The organism is Bacillus cereus (genome assembly GCF_002564555.1).
GTDB lineage: Bacteria > Bacillota > Bacilli > Bacillales > Bacillaceae_G > Bacillus_A > Bacillus_A cereus_K.
This window is the reverse complement of record NZ_NUVD01000022.1, coordinates 1-20,897: the sequence shown is the minus strand read 5'-3', so window position 1 is coordinate 20,897 and position 20,897 is coordinate 1. Positions and strand designations below refer to the sequence as shown.

The following is a 20,897-nucleotide window of genomic DNA, read 5'->3' as shown; positions in this document are numbered from 1 at the left end:
TGGATGGATGAGATATACAAATCCATAAGGTTTACTTAACATACACTAACTAGCTTGGTGAGCATGAGGCACCGTCACATGCCCATCAACTTGAAATCTTGAAATACCCCCAAGTATTTTGGTGAAAAAAGCCGAAGCTAGACATGCACACACATATAAAACCAAAATAATTTAACCATCTATGTACATTTTTCATTCTTCCCCCTCCTTAAACTACATTTTATCATTCCCTCTTGATTTTGGGTGTGAGTGTGCTGGCTAGTCGCGTGGTGATACCCCTATATGGTATTCACACTCATATATGGTATTTCCCGATGTATAACCTCAATAGTTGGATGTCCTTTTAGAGAAATAAACGCTTGTAAGATTTGCATTCTTTGGTGTGTTGCACGTAATCCATGTTTTTTTTAAATAGCAATCTCTTTTGAAAAAAGTTTCTCTTTCATAATATTTAACCTCCTTACTTGGAGATAAAGAATGGGTATTCGTTACAGAACAACGAATACCCAACGTGAATAATGGTTGAGAATAAATATGAGAATAGTTTTATAAAAATATCTTTATCTATTCGTTAATTAGCTTTTTTCTTTTTTAGTAATCGTTATGATCATAGGCAATACTTTCAGCTAAAATGGTCACCTGAGGAGGCTGCTTGCTTATCTCAGGTGTCTCTTTCTTATCAATCGTAATAACAGTTAATTAAGGTCAAAACGATCTGCATTCATTACTTTAACCCAGGCAGCTACAAAGTCACGTACAAACTTCTCTTTGTTATCATCTTGTGCATAAACTTCTGCAATCGCACGTAGAACGGAGTTTGACCCGAACACTAGGTCAACTCTAGTTGCTGTTCTTAATACTTCATTTGTATTGCGGTCACGTCCTTCGTATACGCCTCCGTCTACAGGCTTCCATTCTACACCAATGTCAAGTAGGTTCACAAAGAAGTCGTTAGTAAGTGTGCCTACACGATTAGTGAATACACCGTGTTTTGTGCCACCATAGTTTGTACCTAAAGCACGCATACCACCAATAAGGGCAGTCATTTCTGGTGCAGTAAGGCCTAGTAGTTGTGCTTTGTCTACAAAAAGCTCTTCCGTACTAATACTGTACTCTTTCTTTTGATAGTTACGGAAGCCATCAGCAACAGGCTCTAGCACGTCAAAGCTTTCTGCATCAGTTTGCTCTTCAGTTGCATCACCACGTCCTGGAGCGAAAGGAACAGTCACATCAAAACCTGCTTCTTTAGCCGCTTTTTCTACCGCAGCAGTTCCACCTAGTACAATTAAGTCAGCAAGACTTACATTTTTCTCAAGATGACTTTGAATGTCTTCTAGTACTGAAAGGACTTTTGAAAGCTGTTCCGGTTGGTTCACTTCCCAATCTTTTTGTGGAGCAAGACGAATACGTGCACCATTTGCGCCACCACGATTATCTGAACCACGGAATGTGCTTGCTGAAGCCCAAGCAGTTGTAACTAGTTCGCTGATTGTCAGTCCTGAGTCAAGAATTAGTACTTTAATTTTTTCTACTTCTTCTTCTGTTAATTCATAATCAACAGTTGGAACAGGATCTTGCCATATAAGATCTTCTTGTGGAACCTCTGGACCGAGATATCTTGTTTTAGGACCCATATCACGGTGTAAAAGTTTAAACCATGCGCGAACAAATGCATCAGCAAACTCATCTAGATTTGCATGGAAACGACGTGAAATCTTCTCATAGATTGGGTCATGACGGAGTGCTAAATCAGATGTAAACATAACTGTCGGAACTTTCTTGGATGGATCTGCTGCATCTGGTGCAAGGTCTTTTTCATCAGGGTCTACAGCCATCCACTGATATGCTCCTGCAGGACTCTTAGTCAACCACCATTCATATCCGAATAATAAATCAAAGTATCCGTTATCCCATTGTGTTGGGTTTGCAGTCCAAGCACCTTCAAGACCACTAGTGATGGTGTCGCCACCTTTCCCACTTCCATATGAACTTAACCAACCTAAGCCTTGTGCTTCAATTGGAGCTGCCTCTGGCTCTGGACCAATTGAAGCAACATCTCCTGCACCATGAGCCTTACCAAAAGTATGTCCGCCTGCAATTAATGCAACTGTGTCTTCATCATTCATACCCATACGTCCAAAGGTTTCGCGAATGTCGTGAGCACTTGCAATTGGATCTGGCTTACCGTCTGGACCTTCTGGGTTAACGTAAATTAGACCCATCTGAACGGCAGCAAGTGGATTTTCAAGCTCTCTTTCACCAGAGTAACGGTTAGTCCCTAGCATTTCTGTTTCAGTACCCCAGTAGATGTCTTCTTCTGGATGCCAAATGTCTGCACGTCCACCTCCGAAACCAAAAGGCTTAATACCCATTGATTCAAGAGCAACGTTACCTGTTAGAAGTAATAAGTCAGCCCAAGAGATCTTGTTACCGTATTTTTGCTTGATTGGCCATAGTAATCTACGTGCTTTATCAACGTTCGCGTTATCAGCCCAGCTGTTTAGTGGAGCAAAACGTTGGTTACCAGTTCCGCCGCCTCCACGTCCGTCACCAGTACGGTATGTTCCTGCAGCATGCCAAGACATACGGATAAACATTGGACCATAGTGTCCATAGTCAGCAGGCCACCAATCTTGGCTGTCTGTCATTAGATCGTGAAGATCTTTTTTAAGAGCTTCATAATCTAGCTTTTTAAATTCATTAGCATAATTAAATTCTTTTCCCATAGGATTAGATTTTTGATCATGCTGATGAAGAATGTTCAAGTTCAACTGGTTTGGCCACCAGTCTCTATTAGTCGTAGCGCTAGATTTGTTACTAGTAACACCACCTTGACTAAATGGGCATCCTCCAGTATTAGCATTGGTATTAGTGTCCATATTTGTTTCCCCTCTCCATTTCAATTAAGCAGCAAATAATTTAATTAACTTATTGAAACAAATTAACATATTTGATTTTTGCTCTCTTCTCATCACCTCATAGGAGTGAAAGTTAAGTACAACTAAATGATAACATCTTTCATTTGGAAGTCAATATTAATTTATAATTATTATTAATAAGTAAACTATATTAATAAATCCGCTTGTAAGTAATTTGAAAATAAAGGAAAAAATAACATAAAAAAGTAATACTCATTTAAAATATCTTATGTCTGATTCTCCTAGACTCTGTTTTCTAGAGTATAGATTCATGTAGAAAACTTTGCAACAGAACCAAAAATTTCATATAGTACCCCTTAAATCGAAGTGGAAAACACAAGATTTCTTCAGATCACGCAATATACTCTTTTAAATCTCCTTTGTTAACTTTTTGTTACCTTTAGATAAGCTATCTATATGTTAAAATTAATCCGTATCCCACTAATTAATTTAGTTAGTTAGTTAGTTAGGAAGTTCTCTCTCAAAAAGCCCCTAGGGAATAGGGGCTTTTTTCATTTTATTAACCTATTATTCTACTTCAGCCCTTTTATCTTTAAAGTAAATAAAAATCTTATGATAAAACTCCGTATGCTTTGCATACCCACGGATCATCATCCTCAACGTCATTGTCCAAGAATATTTCCACTTTCACCTTTTTCCGTTCTCTATAATCATAATACTTTTGTAATAACCCTCTATATATTCTGTTTTCTCTTCTTCTGTATCAACTAATAGGGCTCATCATAGATGCCCATCAACTTAAGAAAAGTAAACATCCCAAAAACAAAAAATGAGCGAACTTCTCAAAATATCTAACTATAGAGAAAGAAAATTTTCATTTAGGGGGGTACTTCAAAACCTTAGCTTGATAGCGATGTAGTGCTACCCCATAATATGATTAAACTCTATTGCCGTTCTTGTTCCACTACTATACAGACCCCTAAAATTAATCCGTTAAAAACATGTGTGACACCCTATTTTCTTGTTAAAGGCCTCACTTCATTCAAATAACAATTTCATTGAAAAATACATAACAAAAAAGTAACAAATTATTCATCAAGTTATATATTACCGAGCACTATGCTAAAATAAAAAAATAACTCCCAATGCTAATGGGGGCTATTTTTAAAATATTGCATAGGAACATCTCTATTCCTAATCCCGGTTCCTATGCAAATATAACCTCCTTATGATTAACTCCAGTAACCATAAGGACACTTTAGCGCTGTTGATTTCTTATAAACAAATAATAAAAGGTAGACCCCTCTTATGAAAGAGATGTTTACCTTTTATTGTTGTAACTGGTCCTACTTTAACCGGATTAAAGCCTGTTGAAGTGGCTTTTCCACCTTTCACTCCAGCTTCACCTTTATTCTCTTCTTCTTTCCCTAGAAAAAGGTGATTTTAACTTATTTTTCAATTTCCCTCCTATTATTCTGATACTTTCCAACACTTCATCAATTGGAAGATAATTATCACAATTCACATCATGTTCAGCATCTTTTGAAGGTAATCTATAGTAAGGATTTTCCCCTCCTGCATGTACCACCTGTCTCATACAATCCATACAATGAAAGATCCCAGTGTTTTTCATTTCCCTCGTGACATTTTTACAATTCACTTCTGTTCCTTTACCTGTAGTGTTATTTCTTATATAATATGCCTCTCTCATAGGTTTGCTTCTACCCATGCAAATGCCTCCAGTTTCATTGTTTTTCTGTAAATTAAAATCATAACAATATTGGAATTGTATGTCAGTTCAAGTGTCAAGCAATCTCATAGATTACCGGAATACAAACCGTTAACTATGTACAACAAGGTCAATATATACAAAAAACGGTTCCGGTGCAAATATATGAAGAAGAACATGGATGATAGTAGATTCCTAACGGAATCGTATTTTATGCTATAAGTCCAAACACTCGGTGGACGAACTCTTTTTGATTTTGGACAGACTGATTCTGTAAATCAATTTGTCCCTTTTTTATCATATGCATGGCTTCAACACCATCCAATATAGAAATTGCTGTTTTAAATGACTTGAATCCCAACATAGAACGCACACGTTTCTTAATAAAACGGTGATCTTGTTCCACTATATTATTGAGATATCTAACTTGCCTTAGTTGTATGCCTTTAGGCATATGTTTCTCTTCTTTCAACTCTTGAATCGCTACAGGATAAGCAGGGTTCTTATCTACTGTTATTACGCGAGGTTTAGAAACGTACGAAAAAGCCAAGGCTTTCTTGAAAAAGCGCTTGGCTGCTTGTTTATCTCTTGATTTACTTAGATAAAAATCAATTGTATTACCTTCTGAATCGACTGCACGATATAAATACATCCATTGCCCTTTTACTTTAATATAAGTTTCATCGACTCTCCACGAGTCATTTGTTGATTTAAGATGATGTCGTAATTTCTCTTCTAATTGAGGTCCATATTGATGAACCCAACGCATAATCGTTGTGTGAGCAATTGATAATCCCCTTTCCTTCATCATTTCCACCGCTCAAATTGTACCGTAGGTACCACCTTACTGTTAATAAGATTAGTTCAGGCTGATAATGCTTCCATTTGAACAAATTTTCCTTTTCCATACTGATCACACACCTTTTATAGAGTAGTAATATCAGTATGTCCAAATTTAAGAGATTTTTTGCACCAGAACCAAAAAAACTTTATATATTACCCTGCGAATCAAAGTAGAAAACATAAGATTTCTTCAAATCACGCAAATATAATCTTTTAAATAAAACTTCTCTATTCCACACGATTCGTTTTTAACGATAAAATTCTATATGCCACATGTATTATTTTTTGTTACCTTTTGTTACCTTCGGATAAGGTAGCTCTATGCTAAAATGTTAAAGTATTCACACCCAAGCTATGTAAAGCGTTATCACTAAAGAGTCCCTATTCCCCTAGGGACTCTTTACATTTTAAATGTTTGATTATATTCCGAAACAAGCCTAACTTCAAAAAAACTCCCCGTTCTTTTATCTGTTTTGGAGCTATCATATATGATGTGATTTTAAATAAAGAAGTGATATTACTTGGTATTCTAGCCCTAATTATTATTATAATACATACAAAAGAATATACTTACGTTATGAAAATAATAAAACATTAATACGAAATTCGATATTTTTAGGCTTTGTTTTATATACTTTATTCACACATTTATCTGGAGCATGAGAGACCTTACTGGGAACAGTATAGGCTGCGTTTTTTTGTCTATGTATGTATGGATATAGTAAATATGGTTCTGGTGCAAAAGATTCAGGAAAATTGCAGTAAATCTACAAATATTGGACATACTGATACTACTAATCTAAAGAAGGTGCGTGATTGGTATGGAAAAGGAAAATGTATTCAAATGGAAGCATTATAAGCCTGATATTATTTTATTAACGGTAAGATGGTACATGGTAACTACGGTACAACCTCAGTTTTCGTGATTTAGTAGAAATGATGGAGGAATGGGGCTTATCCATTTCTCATACAACGATTATGAGTTGGGTTCATCAGTACGGCTCTGAATTGGACAAACGAATCAGGCGTCACCTTAAACAAACAAATAACTCCTGGAAAGTCGATGAAACATATATCAAAGTAAAAGGTCAATGGATGTACCTGTATCGTGCTGTTGATTCGAAAGGAAATACAGTCGATTTTCACCTAAGCAAAACAAGAGACCAGAAGACTGCAAAGCGCTTTTTCAAGAAGGCCTTGCAGTCTTTTCATGTTTCACCCCCCTCCGTGTTATAACAGTCGATAAAAATCCAGCATATCCTATAGTAATTGAACAGTTAAAAAAAGAAAAAAGCATACCTGGTGGTATGCGACTTAGACAACAAAAGTACTTGAATAACATAGTTGAACAAGATAATCACTTTATAAAGAAGCGAATTTGTTCTATGTTAGGGTTCAAATATTTTGACACAGCTACATCCATTCTTTCTAGAGTAGAAGCCATGCATATGATGAAAAAAGAACAGGTTGGTTTACGGGACCAGTCTGTTCAAAATCAGAAAGAGTTCATCCATCAATTGTTTGGACTTGCAGCATAAGATACGATTCCGTTAGGAATCTATGCACTTTATTATCTTTTATTCTATTTTTGCACCAGAACCTATTTAACGGCATGATCAAATGATTTTTTCAATTTCAAACATCCCTTTGATATGGAAATAATATACGGAAACTTACATAAAATCGAATGCAATAGTCATGAAATAAAAGCAATAAATGTTGGGTAAATTAAGCAGTTCAGAACATAAAATGATTAAAGTATATTTTAACTGAAATTTACAAAAAAGCTATCCATTATCCCCTAAGAACTCTTGATTTAAAAACACATATTACTTCGACATAGATAAGAGGACATATGACGAAATCTAATGATAAAAAAGGGTTCGTCATATGTATTTCGTCATATGTGTTGTAGAGTATCAAAAATAGATAAAATGTACAGTGAATATATTTTTGTATAGACGAAGTGGTTCTGGTGCAAAACTATAAGATTTATATAAATAATATCTGATATTCAGATATTATTTATACTCAAAAAAAGGACGTGATCAGTATGGAAAAGCAAAATTGTAGTGGGATTAAACGTGGACGTAACGAATACACCTTGGAATAGGTACAAGAGTTATATACTTTGCGTTGGCAAATAGAGATTGTCTTTAAAACGTGGAAATCACTTATTATCGTCATGTAAAACAGGGACGATTAGAGTGCCAATTATATGGAAAGCTGATCGCTATTTTTCTATGCTCCTCTACGATGTTTAAAATACGTCAACTGCTTTTACAAAAGAAGAAAAGAGAATTAAGCGAATATAAAGCGATTGGGATGAACCAAGACCATTTATTTCTTCTGTATCAGGCCATACAGAAGAAATAACACAGATTCTGATCCACCTAGTCCACATCAATATTATGATGTTCTAAAAGCTCAAGACCTTTTTCGCCTGTATCGGTTTCTAAAACATTGAAACCAGCACGCTTCATATTTAATGTAATAAAACTACGAATTGTTATCTGATCTTCTAATACTAAAAGTGTTGTCATACTCACCGCTCCTTTACTCTTGTTGATAATCGGCTATGGTTTTGATATAAGATTTAAGCTTCTGGTAGTTTAATTTTTTGAAATTGCATATACATGAGCTCTTGTTTTCCATATGTATCAACTCCTAGGAGTCACCATATATGTCGATCAACTTAAGAATCTAGTAAAAAAACGTCATCCTTTCTATTTAGTTTTTTAGAAAGAATAACGTGGGGATAGTAAAGATTCTTAAGTTGACAGACATGAGGCGGTATCCTTAGTTTATCAGTTTTATATTAAGTAAGTGGTAGGACTTTTTCGTCTGTAATCTCACTCACTCTCCCGCCAACCGCACCACCAAACAATTTATTACGTGAAAACGAAATGTGTTCCATCGTTTGTTCTAAAATTTTCGTGTTTTTATATATACTTCGAAACGCTTTGACTAGATAATCCAAGTTCTCTTCTGGTTCCCCTAGATGAAATTGAATCTTCTGACCATTATAGTCTACATCTTCCGACTGATACATAAGTAACCGATACCAATCGCAACTACTTTAGTGGATTTCTCTAGTTCTTTTTCAAACTTGTTAGATGCCACAGTCTTACTTCCTTTGCATCAACTATGAAGAATTACTCGTTCCTTTTTAATTTTTTTAGATACTTTTCTAATTCTGAGGGCTCTAATTCATAGGGCTGTCTTCTTCCACCCTTGTAAAATCCACAATCGATCAGCTGACTAATGATACCCTGTTTTTTCTTTCTACATGATAAGTATGTTGTTCTAGCTTTTTTGGGTCTTTTGCATACTTTCAAGAAATAAATTCTTGTGTTGCCATTTCTACAAACTGAATATCAGACTCTACAAGATAACGAATATATGCCGTTTTCGCTTTCATATATTCATCTTCATTTTTCCATCTATGATGGCTGCCGTCACAGAGTACAACAAAGGAAACGTTTCTCAACTGACTTACCAATTTATTGGTTTGACCCTTCGGATTAAATATTTCTTTCGCTTTTTTATGTGCCTGTAACACTTTGTCTTTCGAACATCCGCCTACAAGTAAATAATGTGGAATGATTAAACTCATTTTGTTATCTCACCTCTCTATTACTCTCATACACAGTCCAAAAAGGATAAGAACAAAGAGCACGCGTCGATTCTTTACACGCTAACATGATTTGAAAAGCATGATAAGAAGGATGATCCTTTTCCAAATGGTTAGTGATATATTCTAAAAAGCCGTCCTTCTTCTCACCTTGTACAACAAACGCCTTCAAATCGGATAAATGAGCCTGTCCTTTATCCTTATCCTTATCCTTAATATAAAGGATTGCTCCACTAAAAAATGAATGTGTAGTTCTCAACCATGTTAATCCAGCGCCTTTATGAAGCACTTGTTTTGTCATTTTCATTGCGAGTTCACGTGCCTGATTTTTAGTTTGAATATCAGCAATTCCATTCGAAACAATCATTTCTTTCATCCTTTCATAGTTATATAGTTTTCATATAACTAAATACAATACAATTAACCAAAATGGTATTACCATTAGAAATCCATTTCTAATTCCTTTTGCAATAGCCAATGGATCATCATTACAGTATGAAGTTCCCTCTTCTTCAACCCACTGCAACATCTTTTTTTGGGGTGAAAGGCTCATATTGAATCCCCTCTCCTTTCAATCTGTTTTCATTTTCCATAACAAACTACCACCAAAACAGCCTATACAATAAATCATTATAAATTTTATGCAAATTTCTATAATTGCATCCATCACTTCCCAGTATCCTCTCCCAAATCCTGTAATACACAAGCTATGATAATAATAAACTCCCTATATGTCGGCATTTCCCAAACAACGACATCCTACCCTCGCAATTAACATTTATTTCAGAAAAATCCTACGGTAAGAAAAGTCAGACAATAAAAGTTCCAGATTTTACCTCGTTAAGAGTAAATCAGCTCTTTAATATTCAAATTTTCATAGAAATCTTCTAATCAAGGAAAACTATTATAATAGTTTTTAGCTGATGTATTCGTAATTAGACAGCATATCATAATGAGAAATAGCCCAGTATTAATCGGAATTATAATCCATTTCGAAAGAAACATCATAAGAATACTCATAACCATAAGAATACTTATGGCTATATGTGCAGCTGTTCCATCTATAAAATCAACCATTTCATCATATTCCTTTGATAGTTCTCTTTCTAACTGTTTACCACTAGTTTTATGTTTAGTTTGAGAAACTAAAGCAAAAATTAAAAACAATACTCCCGTAAGTATCTTTAAATTCCCCAAATAAAACCCTTCATTAGTTGGTGAATAGTACATACTATCCTCAAAAGATATTAATATAATCTGAATACAATATCAATTCTTTTTNNAAAAAGAATTGATATTGTATATTTAATAAAATTTTCCGACAAAATATTTACTTTTACAAATTATCATTTTATAATGATTATAACTTGATAGGTATACTACATATTGTGTAATAATTACTTAGTTGAACATATAGTTATCAAAATACGGATTGTTAAATAATCCTACAGATGATGAACGAATGCTCATTACGGATTAACATCCAGAAATATAAGGAAACTAAAATTCCAGAAAAGATGTGTGATTAGTATGCTCAAGTTTAGAAGATTACTAATTGGTTGGTGAAGTGTAGGGAATACACCAGATTCATGGATTTGATCAGATGTACAAAACTTGACGAGAGGTTTATATATAAAGTAGGCTATGACTCTTTTATTTATTGTCCAATTGGATTTATTGCAGAGTATTTTAGGCTTGCTATGCTAAATACACAAGAGATATTTATGGATTGTTTCGCGGACCCTATCTCAAAAAATGAAGGAACTGAAACACCTGTATTCGTTCGTTTCTCAACGGTTATTCATGGTCAAGGTTCTCCAGAAACAGCTCGTGATTCACGCGGGTTCGCTGTTAAATTTTATACAGAAGAAGGAAACTATGATATCGTAGGTAACCATTTACCTGTTTTCTTCATTCGTGATGCAATTAAATTCCCTGATATGGTGCACTCTTTAAAGCCAGCACCTAATACAAACATTCAAACACCAGATCGTTACTGGGATTTCATGACGTTAACTCCAGAATCTACACATATGCTGACATGGGTATTTTCTGATTAGGGTACACCGGCAAACTATCGTGAAATGGAAGGTTTCGACGTACATTCATTTAAATGGATTAATGTGGAAGGGAAAATTGTTTACATTAAATATCATTGAAAATCACAGCAAGACGTCCGCAATTTAAGTACAAAAGAAGCGGAAGTAGAACAAGCGGCATTTACGCCAAGTGCAACTGTACCTGGCATTGAACCATCTGAAGATAAACTATTACAAGGTCGTATATTCTCATACCCAGATACACAGCGTTACCGCCTTGGTGCAAACTATTTACAAATTCCTGTAAACTGCCCATACGTAGCTGTTCGTAATCAACAACTTGATGGTGCAATGCAAATCAATCAAAACCCATCTACAATAAACTACGAACCGAGCCGTCATACAGAAAATCCAGTTGAGAACCCTGCTTATCCTGTAGTTTTGAAATAAAGTTTGATCAAAAATGCCTCATAAACCCATATTTTATGATAAATCAATAAAATCCATTTTGGAAACAGTTTGATCAAAATAGATTCTTCTTCAGCAGAATTAAAATTGGTTTTTATAAAAAAGTTTAATCATTTTTTGCCTTTGTTATTCAAAAAGCGTACCCAATTGTTGAATAATTCTACTTTTATCTAATACTCTGGTCAAACATCCTACAAATAATCCAGGCTATTAAAAATCAGGACGAGTCCAACTATACACATAATCCACGAAAGAGCCGATTCTGTATTATTAGCGATTTTCACTCGAAGCTTCTCGAGAGATGATTGCATCCACCGCCCAAACAGGAGGTAGAAGAGAAACAGCACGAGGGAAGGCAACACCATGATAAAGTTATATCCAGCTAAAATAGAAGACCATTCCACCCATGATAGATTAGAAGTAGTCATCATGCCAATTGCTGCAAAATAAGGAAATGCAGTACCTACTTCAATTAATGAAGTAGTGAATCCCAGAGCAACCATTGAAAGAATGCTTTTTGATTTTGGTGCAGGTAGGTCTGAACTTTTCTTTGTTGGAACATAAAAACTTGCTATGAACAATATCATCCCAATAATAAAGAACGTCCAGCTTACGATTCGATTTTGAAATACACCAGAAATAATCTCAAGCAAGAAATCTAATCCTAACATAAGTGAAACCCCAACAGCAAAATAAAACCCTGCTACCGTCAATAAATAAACTAATAAACGTTTGGTAAGTCTCTCTTTATCTGTTAGAAGCAAATATACTGTTACCCCTAATATGGTAGGGCTTAGCATGTCCAATAGGGCCAATCCCCCTATTAGGAGAAGTAGGTCTGTACTCATCATTCTCCCCCCTTATTCCTTTTGGGAATTATCCTTTTCAGCCATAAAAATGGCATATGCCTGATCCATAAACTCAAGCATATCCTGGTCAATTGGATATAATCTCAGTTTCTCTGATTGCTTTGGCGACATCCTTATTTCCCACAGCTTATCTAAAAATTCATCCTCACCTTCAAACTCCTCTAAACGCTTTTCATTCATTCTTCTAATGATATTTTGGACTTTGGTTGCTTTTGGGCCGTCTTTCATATAACGCTTTAACTGACCTATCAGAGCAATCCATTCGAGTGAATCAGGGTTGTCACTTGTCATATTGGGAACCTTTTCCCATAGTTTTATTTCCCTATCTTTAAATACAGATTCACGATAATACTGCTGTATTTCTTTATCTTTACTGGATAATTGCATAATCTTCTGAATCGCGATCCAGTTTTCTTCTCCTTCTATCGCGATTCCATGTATCATTTCCCGTAAGGATAACTCTATTTCCTTTAAACTTTCCTGTTCTTTTATTACAAAAGATAATTGACTCTTTAAACTATCCGACCAATCCCACGCACTGGAAGCGAGCATATTCTTAATCTCATGTAACGGAAATCCAACCTTTTTTAAAAATTGAACCTGCTGTAGTTTTTTTATTTCTTCATTCGTATATAAACGATGGCCACCCTCTGTTTTGGATGCTGGTTTTAATAATCCTATTTGATCGTAGTAACGCAGTGTTCTTACTGTAACACCTGTCAGCTCCCCAACCTTATTAATGTGTATCAACTGATAAACCTACCTTTCTGTATGTTAAGACTCTATCGTTAACAATTGTTTTATTCATTCCACATTTATTCTTCTTTACGAAAAAAATTTTTAAGTAAGTATCCTGCTCCTAAGCCAATCAGTACACCAGGAAATGCATTATCCAGTGTCAGTCCAAAACCTGCACCTATAATGACGCTTCCATAAATAATAATATCTCCCTGTTTCATCTAAAAACCTCCTATCTTCCTAATCTCTTTTATCTAGATATCTCTAAATATATAAATACAAATTAAAAAACTGATATAAAACCCTTCTTTTTAGGTGAGAGAGAGCATCCGTTATGCATAGAAGCGGTTAGGTCCTTTTCCTGTGCCCCATGCCAAGTGAAAACAAAGAGAAAAAACGAGTGCAGGTCACCTTTTGTTATCAATAGCCGCGACTTATATGTCGAAAAATCAAAATGGATATATATAGTAGTTACTAAACAGTATATAAAATGACGCAACGTAAACTTCAAGTTTTTTTATACTTTTTTAAATTTTCATTAATAAATCTATATACAACTTGAAATTGACGTGACGTCACCTTTTATAATGGTATCCAACGAGAGGAGTGTTGAAAGATGAAGAAATACTTTATGGTCATGTCGGCTATTCTTGCTGTAATGTTTTTAAGTGCCTGTACGACAGGTTCGGAAGATGAAGACATTCAAATGGCTTCACTTAAAGATGTAGATACTATTCACATAGATCATGGAAGCACAAAGATAAATGTAGTATCCGCGGATATAGATGAAGTGGAAGCATACTTACTATTAAACGACAATGGTCCGGGAATTGTAATGGATAAGGAGAAACGAAAAATAATGATTCGAGTAAAAAATGATATAACCCGTCTGGTTAAAATCAATCTGATGCCCCAATTGGAAGTTCGAATTCCTAGTGAATTCAAAGGAGAAGTCATAGTCGATGGCACTTCTGGCAGCGTCGTTGGTAAGGAGCTGCAAACGCACAACATGCGAGTTAATGGAAGTAGTGGTAACGTAAAACTTGACTTCCTTCACTTCCATAGTGAGGTTTACGTTACTACCATAAGTGGGAATGTGGACGTTTCCTTGAATGTGGATGAACCAGATGCCGAGCTACTCCTCAAATCCAACAGCGGGAGATGTTCAGTAGGCTTCGTATTAGATAATCATCAACAAGGTAAAAAAGAAACAAGAGGAACATCTGGGAGCAGGGATCATAAAGTGCAATTGGAAACCTCTTCAGGAAGTATATCATTGAAATAATAGAGGGAATTTCTCTTTGCTATCTATAAATACGAAAATTCAATTAAGTAAAAGTGGTTTCGTTCCAAGTCTGATAAAAATTCATGCTGACGCTTCGTTTTGATACACTTAATCTCGTTGATCTACCCCATGATGAAACATCTTGAATCTTCTACTATGGCTGATAATTTAGACCTATACCTGAACCTCGACCTTGTTTAATCCATTTTTCAATTTTAAATGTTCTTTTTCTTTTAGACATAAAAACACCCCTTTAAACAAAAATATCTAAAGGGGTAAAACGGTGCAACTTTTTTATAAACAATACAACTCAATTTTCTTGTTTCGGGGTATTTGCTTTTCCTAGCTAGATTGTGATGTGGTGCTACCCCAACAAGCTTGAATTGTAATTAGGGGCTAGTACAATGTTTGTGTATGTACCTACACCTGAAAGGTACTTGTATTTATGCTTGAAACCTGATGGAATAAAAACAGATGCAGGGCTCTCAATGGTTTGCACGTCTCCCTCGATTTCCACTTTACATATAAGCCCTGTACCATCTATGTTATTACCCCAAAATACAAAAGCACTATCACAATGATGTGCATGATAATCCACATGACCTTCCAAGTTTTCGTCCATATGCTGATTACAGAATATACGTTGTATTACATAGAATGAAGCACGCTCATCTGTTCTATAATCCATCTGCACCCATCGTTCTCCTGGCCCATCCCTATGATACAAAAGTTCAGATGCCCCTTTTACAAATGGTTTACTGACGCGTAAATTCTTTGAAAGGCGAGGGCCTTTTCGTTCTACCCGTTTTTGTTGTATCTTCCTCACTCTTCCTATCATTTCAGGTTGAACTCCTTCATATGCTAAAACATTATGATTCACAGCTTTTACGTGATAAGGTGCTGTATGTGTAAAAACATTTTTTCCAACAATAGGTCTCCAATGATCGACTTTACAACCTGTAGCCAATTGAAGAGATTGTGTTAATTCTGGAATCATTTTTAATTGAAAGTGTTGATTATATTTTTGTGATAACAGAACAGATAAATTTAGTAAATCAACAATCCCAGCCCGTTCACCAATCCCACATAAAGTTGCATCAATGACAGAAGCCCCAGCATCAATAGCTGCAAGAGCATTCGCTAGTGCTAGTCCTAAATCATTATGTAGGTGTACTTCAATTTCACAGGGGAATGTTTCAACCGCTTTCTTGACTATGGTTGCACACTCATTAGGTTCCCAAATTCCCACCGTATCAGCTAAACTAATTCGATTTGCTCCCGCTTGATATGCGATTTTTCCAAGGTAAGAAATATCTTCCCAAGTAGTTCTGGAAGCATCTTCAATTGTGAATCGGATTTTCATGCCTAAGTAACGAGCTTCTTCAATCGCTTGTTTCACTTGATTCATCACATAATCTTTTGATCGATTTGTATACTTTGTTTGTAAAGAAATCGGATTAATAGATGCCCAAATCCCTACCCAATCAGCTCCTGCTCGATATGCAGCATGAACTTCTTCTTTTCTCGCTCGAGCATGCATTAAAATATCAGCTTGTTTTGCAGCAGCCGCAACTTCTCGGCAAACCGCTTCTTCTTCACGAGAAATTCCAGGATGTCCAACTTCAATTAACCGGATTCCAAAATCCTCAAGCATATGAACCAGCGTAATTTTATCTTTCTTTGAAAAACGAACACCACATTGCTGTTCCCCTTCTCGTAAAGTAGCATCTAAGATTGTTATATCTCTGTTCATCCCTTTTTTCCTTCTTTCATTTCTATAAAATTCAATACTTCTTTAAATAGAACATCATGATTTTTTTCATATACTGCCCAGTGTGTTGCATTAGGAATCACAACTTCCTTTTTTTGCTTAGTCCCAGTTAATTTCGACAGCATATCTCTATCGGCAAATAAATCATCTTCTCCATAAATAACCAGCACAGGAGAAGTAATCTGAGATACATCATATAAAGGACGGTTATTCCAAATAGAATATAAATCTTCTAGAGGCCCCATTGGTCGACGAATGATGCCATTATTTTTCTCGCTAATTGGATCTGAGTGAAGAAATACGTCTTTTACAGAATCCATAGCTTCAGTTGTAACAATTTTTTTCTCGTCCATCATCATATGCCAGTGATGCATTCCTTTATCAAAGTCTACAGTTTGATAAGAGGGTGCATGAGGATTGAATTCCCCTTGCTGTAAAGGATTGTCAAAGGGCTCTGTCATCATTGGAAGCGTAAATCCATGCATATATCCATATAAAACAAGTGTATTAATATCATCAGAATGTGATATTGCATAATTTCCAGCTACCACTCCCCCATATGACCAGCCAACAAGATGAATTTTTTTTACATTCCTTTTACTTTTAATCCAATTCACAACCGTTTCTAAATCTTTTGTTGCATCATCTAAATGAACGACTGGTTTATTTAAGTTAGGCGCTTCTGACATTTCTTTTGGCCTTGAAGATTGCCCAAACCCTCTAAAATCCATTGCCCACGTATCATATCCTTTTTTTGCATACTCATCCATCCATGAATATTTTGTTACATCAAAAGCTGCTGCAGTAGGAACACTAAATGGTTCTAAAAACAAAATGATTTCGTCTGATGTATATTGCTTTTTTGTATTTACACTTTTATGAAGTAAAAATAATGTTTCGTCTTCTAGTGGAATCTTATATTCTTCTTTTATTATTTTAGAAGTTTTTGTCCCCTTTGAAACTTCTTGATGATTTGAACAGCTAGACAGTAAAAGAACGAAAAAAATCCCCATTAAACTTATAGATTTCCAATTCTTTTTCATTTTTAAAATCCCTTTCTTTTCATAGAAATGATGGCTATTATTCCAGCTGCAATAATTAACCCCGCCGGTAACCCCTTTGTAAACAATACAGCCATCAAAGTACCTATTAAAACACCCAATAATATAGTTGGATTCATCGGTAGTACCCCTACTCCTTTTCCTCCTATAAACGACACTATAAACCCCGCTAAAATCGATCCCCACCCAATTGGAGAAGTAATTAACTTCATTATGTTATCACTCGAAATCTTCCCTGATGTAATGGGAGCTAAAAGAAATAACATGAGAAAGAAAATACCAATTGGAAAAGCATATTGTTGAATAGCATGCAAGATAGCTTTTTGTCCCATAGCAAATAACACACCTAATAAACTTGCTGCAATAGCTAGTGCATAATCCTTAACAATCAAAGCAAGTATAAAAATAATTCCTAACAATAGAAAAGAAACCATATATTTTACCTCTTCTATAAAGTTGTATAATCCCAACTGCCGTTTTCAGGTTCACATACCTGTACCATATTTGGATGTGAAAGGTTAATCTGTATAAGGTTTGGACTGATAATAGGTTGTAAATCTTCTCGATTTACAATAAACTTAAATGCTTCAAAGCTTGCTAGAATCCCTATAATGTTTGCAACAGGAGATAGTACAGCCCATGGTCGCTCGTTATTTATATAGCTATTCGCCCACTGTTCATCTGCACCATGTTTAATAGAATACAGAGCACGTCCATCTTTTAAACCATGAATTTTGTTTTGCATCTCAAGCGTTAGTTCTTGCTGATAAGATGGATATCCTAACGCAATTTCATAAGGTACAGATTCAGGGGTTAATGACATGACTCCACCTCTAAAGGGTGGTGTAACAGCAATCCAAATAGAAGGAATCTCTAAAGTTTGAGCCATACGGTGAATAATAACTCTTGCTACCAAATTATCAGTTGCATCTATAATAATATCTGTATTTGCTAACAGATCTTTTGCGTTATCTTCTGTAACAAACTCTTGTGTTATTTTTACCTGTAGTAGGGGATTAATGTCTTTTAAGGTTTCTAGAGCCACAAGTGCCTTTGGCTTCCCTAACTTACTTATAGAACTAAGCATTTGTCGATTAATATTACTCGCTTCAAAAACATCTTCATCAATTACATGAAGATTCCCTATCCCCATTCGTGCCAACTGGATAAGCGTAATCCCCCCTACTCCCCCAGCACCAACTACAGTAACACGAGCATTCTTTAATTTTTTCTGTTCTTCTATTGAAATTACACCAATATTTCGTGTAAAGCTTTCTTCATATATATTTTGTGTATTTAAATTTTCAGTGAACAATTTTGCTTCCCCCCTTATAATGTTGCATAATCCCAACCGTTTTCTGGTGCGTCTTTTATCTGGACAGGAGTGAGACTATCTACATCTATAACAATGCCCTTTGGTGCTCTAGCCAAAGGTTCACGACCAGTTAACACTTGTATCGCTTCATGAAAGCTAAATAACGATAAAAGATGTGCTCGCATAGGAGTAATAATCCAGCCTACTTTTCCCTCACAAAAATCTTTCGCCCACTCTTCAGGCGCTCCCTTATCAACCGAATACCATGCTCTTTTTTTCTTAATATCAGCAATTTGCTGCCTTAACTTTGAATCTGTTAATATGGATCCTACAACAGAAACATTCAAGGCCTCTTCATATGGAATCCCAGTTGGAAAGAATGTAGAAACAAATCCTCTTGTAGGAGGACTCCCTGACATACCTACACTCGGTATCCCTAATTCTCTAGCTGTTCTATGTATAATGACCCTAGAAGGCATATCATCCACTGCTTCTACCACAATATCATGACCCTTCATTAATTCCACCACGTTGTCTTCATCTACTTTTGTTTGTATAAAGTTTGTTGAGATATAAGGATAAATATCTTTTACAACTTGTTCAGCAACTTTTGCTTTTGGTTTTCCTACCACACTAGAAAGCGCTAACATTTGTCTGTTTATATTAGATATTTCAAATTCATCTGGATCGATTCCTGTAATATGTCCAACCCCCATTCTAGAAAAAAGGATGGCTTCATAACCTCCTACTCCCCCTAATCCAAAGATAATTACTCTTTTATTCCTAAGACATTCTTGTTCTGCTTTTGAATAGACACCAATGTTCTTTTTTACCATTTCCCAATAGTAAGTATCCATATCCATTTAAAAACCTCCTGTGATGTAATAATTATAAAAAAACTATCCATATAAAATAATCAACATATATAACAATAAATTTAAAATATGTTAATTTTGTGAGTTATTTGTAAAAATAATTAAAATTTTCAAGTTATTTATCTTTTGTTAACAGAAGACATCTTCTGTTTTTTGTGAGTGGTGTAGATTGACAGAATTATACCCACTTAATACTCAGGTTTTTGTTTATTTAAAAGTAGATTTTCATACGGTTAACAAAGTAAAATCTACTTTTTTATATGTGTAGCCAACTAATTTACAATTAGAAATTATACTTGCATGCTCATATTTATTTTGATCGTTTAGCAAGATTGGTAAGTATGCTGGTATCATCTCGCCAACTCATAAGTTCTTATTATCTATAGTCGGGGTAGAACCACATCAAAATCAAGCTAAGACAAACAAATACTCCAAAACGAGAAAATTGACATCTTCAGGCGAAAATGGGCAATTTTTTTGTTTTGGGGGCATTATAAAATTCTTAAGTTGATGGGCATGGGGTATCGCCAGCATTTTGGAAAAAAACACGCTAAGCAAAAAATAAAATAAGCCATCCATTTGGACAGCTCCTTTACATAATTATCGTTATTGGAAGTTATTGCAAACCCCTCCCTATCAAAAAGAGTAGTATAGTGGTCTTAAAATAATGATGTATAAGAGATAAAGTCCAAGAAGAACGGCAGTAATCACACGTGATGTTGCCGCCAATCTTTGGCTCTCGTACAACTTATTCAAGAAAAAGAAGAACAGGACTATCCAAATTCCCTTTGAAAAAAAGTCATGCAGTATACTGAATATAGCATCAAAAACTTGTATGAAATTCATTGAGCTTCCCCTTCCATTTTTCCTTATTATACCATTATGTAGGAGTGATACATCGTGTGATTTTTGTTAAATATGATATACATGCTCGGTTAACATAACGTAACATTATTGGTAGCAAGGAAAAAGACGAGCCCCTACTCTTACAAGGAATCCGCCTTTTTCTTTGTCTATGACTCTATTCATTTTTTTTAACATTCCTATCCTGACATGAGTTTTAGGGGTCTCATTTGTCACCCGATTAGCCGAAAAACTGTATAAAATCTTGCATTCTCTTAACCTGGGTTTTTTCCGAAATGCTGGCGGTACCCCATCGCTATCAAGCTAAGCTCATGTAATGTCAATGATAAGAGAGATTGTTTCTTTTTTTCGAAAGTCTATATGTAGGTGCTTTAAAGATTTGCATACGAAATAAACCCTAACGGGTTTCCTTTTTTGAATTAAGCCGCTTGATTATCAGACATGGTACAATTGTAAACGACACCTAATATATCAAAGACTGTTTTCTTCTCATATCGATGAGATTTTCGCCCGTTTTGCTGTAGAAG

At 35.3% G+C, this 20,897-nt stretch carries 19 protein-coding genes and 6 pseudogenes; 4 read left to right on the top strand and 21 right to left on the bottom strand.

Annotated elements, in window-relative coordinates:
* Nucleotides 1–278: 278 nt before the first annotated feature.
* From COI75_RS26555 to COI75_RS14260, 4 genes and pseudogenes are all read right to left on the bottom strand, one after another.
* A pseudogene (locus tag COI75_RS26555) lies at nt 279–392 on the bottom strand (transcriptional repressor); the annotation flags it as partial.
* A gap of 303 nt (nt 393–695) precedes the next feature.
* A complete protein-coding gene (gene katG, locus COI75_RS14275; protein ID WP_098448407.1) occupies nt 696–2,879 on the bottom strand; it encodes a catalase/peroxidase HPI in 2,184 nt (727 codons plus the stop codon).
* A 1,408-nt stretch (nt 2,880–4,287) separates the two neighbouring features.
* Nucleotides 4,288–4,608: a hypothetical protein gene (locus COI75_RS14265; RefSeq protein ID WP_098448406.1), complete on the bottom strand. Its 321-nt coding sequence runs from the start codon at nt 4,606–4,608 to the stop codon at nt 4,288–4,290.
* A 211-nt stretch (nt 4,609–4,819) separates the two neighbouring features.
* Nucleotides 4,820–5,516 (bottom strand): annotated as a pseudogene (locus tag COI75_RS14260) (IS6 family transposase).
* Nucleotides 5,517–6,272: 756 nt separating this feature from the next.
* Between COI75_RS14260 and COI75_RS14255 the strand changes: the two are divergent.
* Nucleotides 6,273–6,989, top strand: a pseudogene (locus COI75_RS14255) (IS6 family transposase).
* 519 nt (nt 6,990–7,508) lie between these two features.
* Nucleotides 7,509–7,821: pseudogene (locus COI75_RS14250) on the top strand (transposase); the annotation flags it as partial.
* A 23-nt stretch (nt 7,822–7,844) separates the two neighbouring features.
* On the opposite strand, the gene COI75_RS26550 reads toward COI75_RS14250, so the two are convergent.
* The 7 genes from COI75_RS26550 to COI75_RS14225 form a co-directional block, all read right to left on the bottom strand.
* The gene (locus tag COI75_RS26550; protein ID WP_176535585.1) at nt 7,845–7,994 is read right to left on the bottom strand and encodes a hypothetical protein; all 150 of its coding nucleotides are present in this window, start codon (nt 7,992–7,994) and stop codon (nt 7,845–7,847) included.
* 275 nt (nt 7,995–8,269) lie between these two features.
* A complete protein-coding gene (locus COI75_RS14245; RefSeq protein ID WP_141535108.1) occupies nt 8,270–8,503 on the bottom strand; it encodes a hypothetical protein in 234 nt (77 codons plus the stop codon).
* A gap of 103 nt (nt 8,504–8,606) precedes the next feature.
* On the bottom strand, nt 8,607–8,789 hold the full coding sequence (locus COI75_RS14240; RefSeq protein WP_255265680.1) for a Fur-regulated basic protein FbpA: 183 nt from the start codon (nt 8,787–8,789) through the stop codon (nt 8,607–8,609).
* The gene (locus COI75_RS14235) at nt 8,786–9,067 is read right to left on the bottom strand and encodes a hypothetical protein (protein WP_098448405.1); all 282 of its coding nucleotides are present in this window, start codon (nt 9,065–9,067) and stop codon (nt 8,786–8,788) included. The genes COI75_RS14240 and COI75_RS14235 overlap by 4 nt, the downstream gene beginning before the upstream one ends.
* 4 nt (nt 9,068–9,071) lie before the next feature.
* The gene (locus COI75_RS14230; protein ID WP_098448404.1) at nt 9,072–9,452 is read right to left on the bottom strand and encodes a hypothetical protein; all 381 of its coding nucleotides are present in this window, start codon (nt 9,450–9,452) and stop codon (nt 9,072–9,074) included.
* A gap of 30 nt (nt 9,453–9,482) precedes the next feature.
* Nucleotides 9,483–9,638 carry a hypothetical protein gene (locus tag COI75_RS26925; RefSeq protein WP_176535588.1) on the bottom strand — a complete coding sequence of 52 codons (156 nt, stop codon included), beginning with the start codon at nt 9,636–9,638 and terminating at the stop codon, nt 9,483–9,485.
* 338 nt (nt 9,639–9,976) lie between these two features.
* On the bottom strand, nt 9,977–10,282 hold the full coding sequence (locus COI75_RS14225) for a hypothetical protein (RefSeq protein WP_255265679.1): 306 nt from the start codon (nt 10,280–10,282) through the stop codon (nt 9,977–9,979).
* Nucleotides 10,283–10,836: 554 nt separating this feature from the next.
* Between COI75_RS14225 and COI75_RS14220 the strand changes: the two are divergent.
* Nucleotides 10,837–11,556 (top strand): annotated as a pseudogene (locus tag COI75_RS14220) (catalase); the annotation flags it as partial.
* A gap of 227 nt (nt 11,557–11,783) precedes the next feature.
* Here COI75_RS14220 and COI75_RS14210 read toward each other — a convergent pair.
* From COI75_RS14210 to COI75_RS26920, 3 genes are all read right to left on the bottom strand, one after another.
* A complete protein-coding gene (locus tag COI75_RS14210) occupies nt 11,784–12,440 on the bottom strand; it encodes a GAP family protein (RefSeq protein WP_176535587.1) in 657 nt (218 codons plus the stop codon).
* 12 nt (nt 12,441–12,452) lie between these two features.
* A complete protein-coding gene (locus COI75_RS14205; protein ID WP_098448401.1) occupies nt 12,453–13,211 on the bottom strand; it encodes a MerR family transcriptional regulator in 759 nt (252 codons plus the stop codon).
* A 65-nt stretch (nt 13,212–13,276) separates the two neighbouring features.
* A complete protein-coding gene (locus COI75_RS26920; protein WP_176535586.1) occupies nt 13,277–13,420 on the bottom strand; it encodes a hypothetical protein in 144 nt (47 codons plus the stop codon).
* Nucleotides 13,421–13,815: 395 nt separating this feature from the next.
* Between COI75_RS26920 and COI75_RS14200 the strand changes: the two genes are divergently transcribed.
* Entirely contained in the window at nt 13,816–14,484 is a 669-nt protein-coding gene (locus tag COI75_RS14200; RefSeq protein WP_098448400.1) for a DUF4097 family beta strand repeat-containing protein, read from the top strand.
* Here the strand turns inward: COI75_RS14200 and COI75_RS27660 are convergent.
* The 7 genes and pseudogenes from COI75_RS27660 to COI75_RS27655 form a co-directional block, all read right to left on the bottom strand.
* Nucleotides 14,482–14,725: pseudogene (locus COI75_RS27660) on the bottom strand (heteromeric transposase endonuclease subunit TnsA); the annotation flags it as partial. The gene COI75_RS14200 and the pseudogene COI75_RS27660 overlap by 3 nt on opposite strands.
* Nucleotides 14,726–14,848: 123 nt before the next feature.
* Complete coding sequence (locus tag COI75_RS14190) at nt 14,849–16,237, bottom strand: homocitrate synthase/isopropylmalate synthase family protein (protein ID WP_098448399.1); 1,389 nt, start codon at nt 16,235–16,237, stop codon at nt 14,849–14,851.
* A complete protein-coding gene (locus tag COI75_RS14185; protein ID WP_098448398.1) occupies nt 16,234–17,298 on the bottom strand; it encodes an alpha/beta hydrolase in 1,065 nt (354 codons plus the stop codon). The genes COI75_RS14190 and COI75_RS14185 overlap by 4 nt, the downstream gene beginning before the upstream one ends.
* Nucleotides 17,299–17,300: 2 nt before the next feature.
* On the bottom strand, nt 17,301–17,750 hold the full coding sequence (locus COI75_RS14180; protein WP_098448397.1) for a DUF441 family protein: 450 nt from the start codon (nt 17,748–17,750) through the stop codon (nt 17,301–17,303).
* Between the two features lie 14 nt (nt 17,751–17,764).
* A complete protein-coding gene (locus tag COI75_RS14175; RefSeq protein ID WP_098448396.1) occupies nt 17,765–18,631 on the bottom strand; it encodes a HesA/MoeB/ThiF family protein in 867 nt (288 codons plus the stop codon).
* 14 nt (nt 18,632–18,645) lie between these two features.
* Complete coding sequence (locus tag COI75_RS14170; protein WP_098448395.1) at nt 18,646–19,494, bottom strand: HesA/MoeB/ThiF family protein; 849 nt, start codon at nt 19,492–19,494, stop codon at nt 18,646–18,648.
* A gap of 648 nt (nt 19,495–20,142) precedes the next feature.
* Nucleotides 20,143–20,352 carry a hypothetical protein gene (locus COI75_RS27655; protein WP_071719751.1) on the bottom strand — a complete coding sequence of 70 codons (210 nt, stop codon included), beginning with the start codon at nt 20,350–20,352 and terminating at the stop codon, nt 20,143–20,145.
* Nucleotides 20,353–20,897 lie beyond the last annotated feature (545 nt).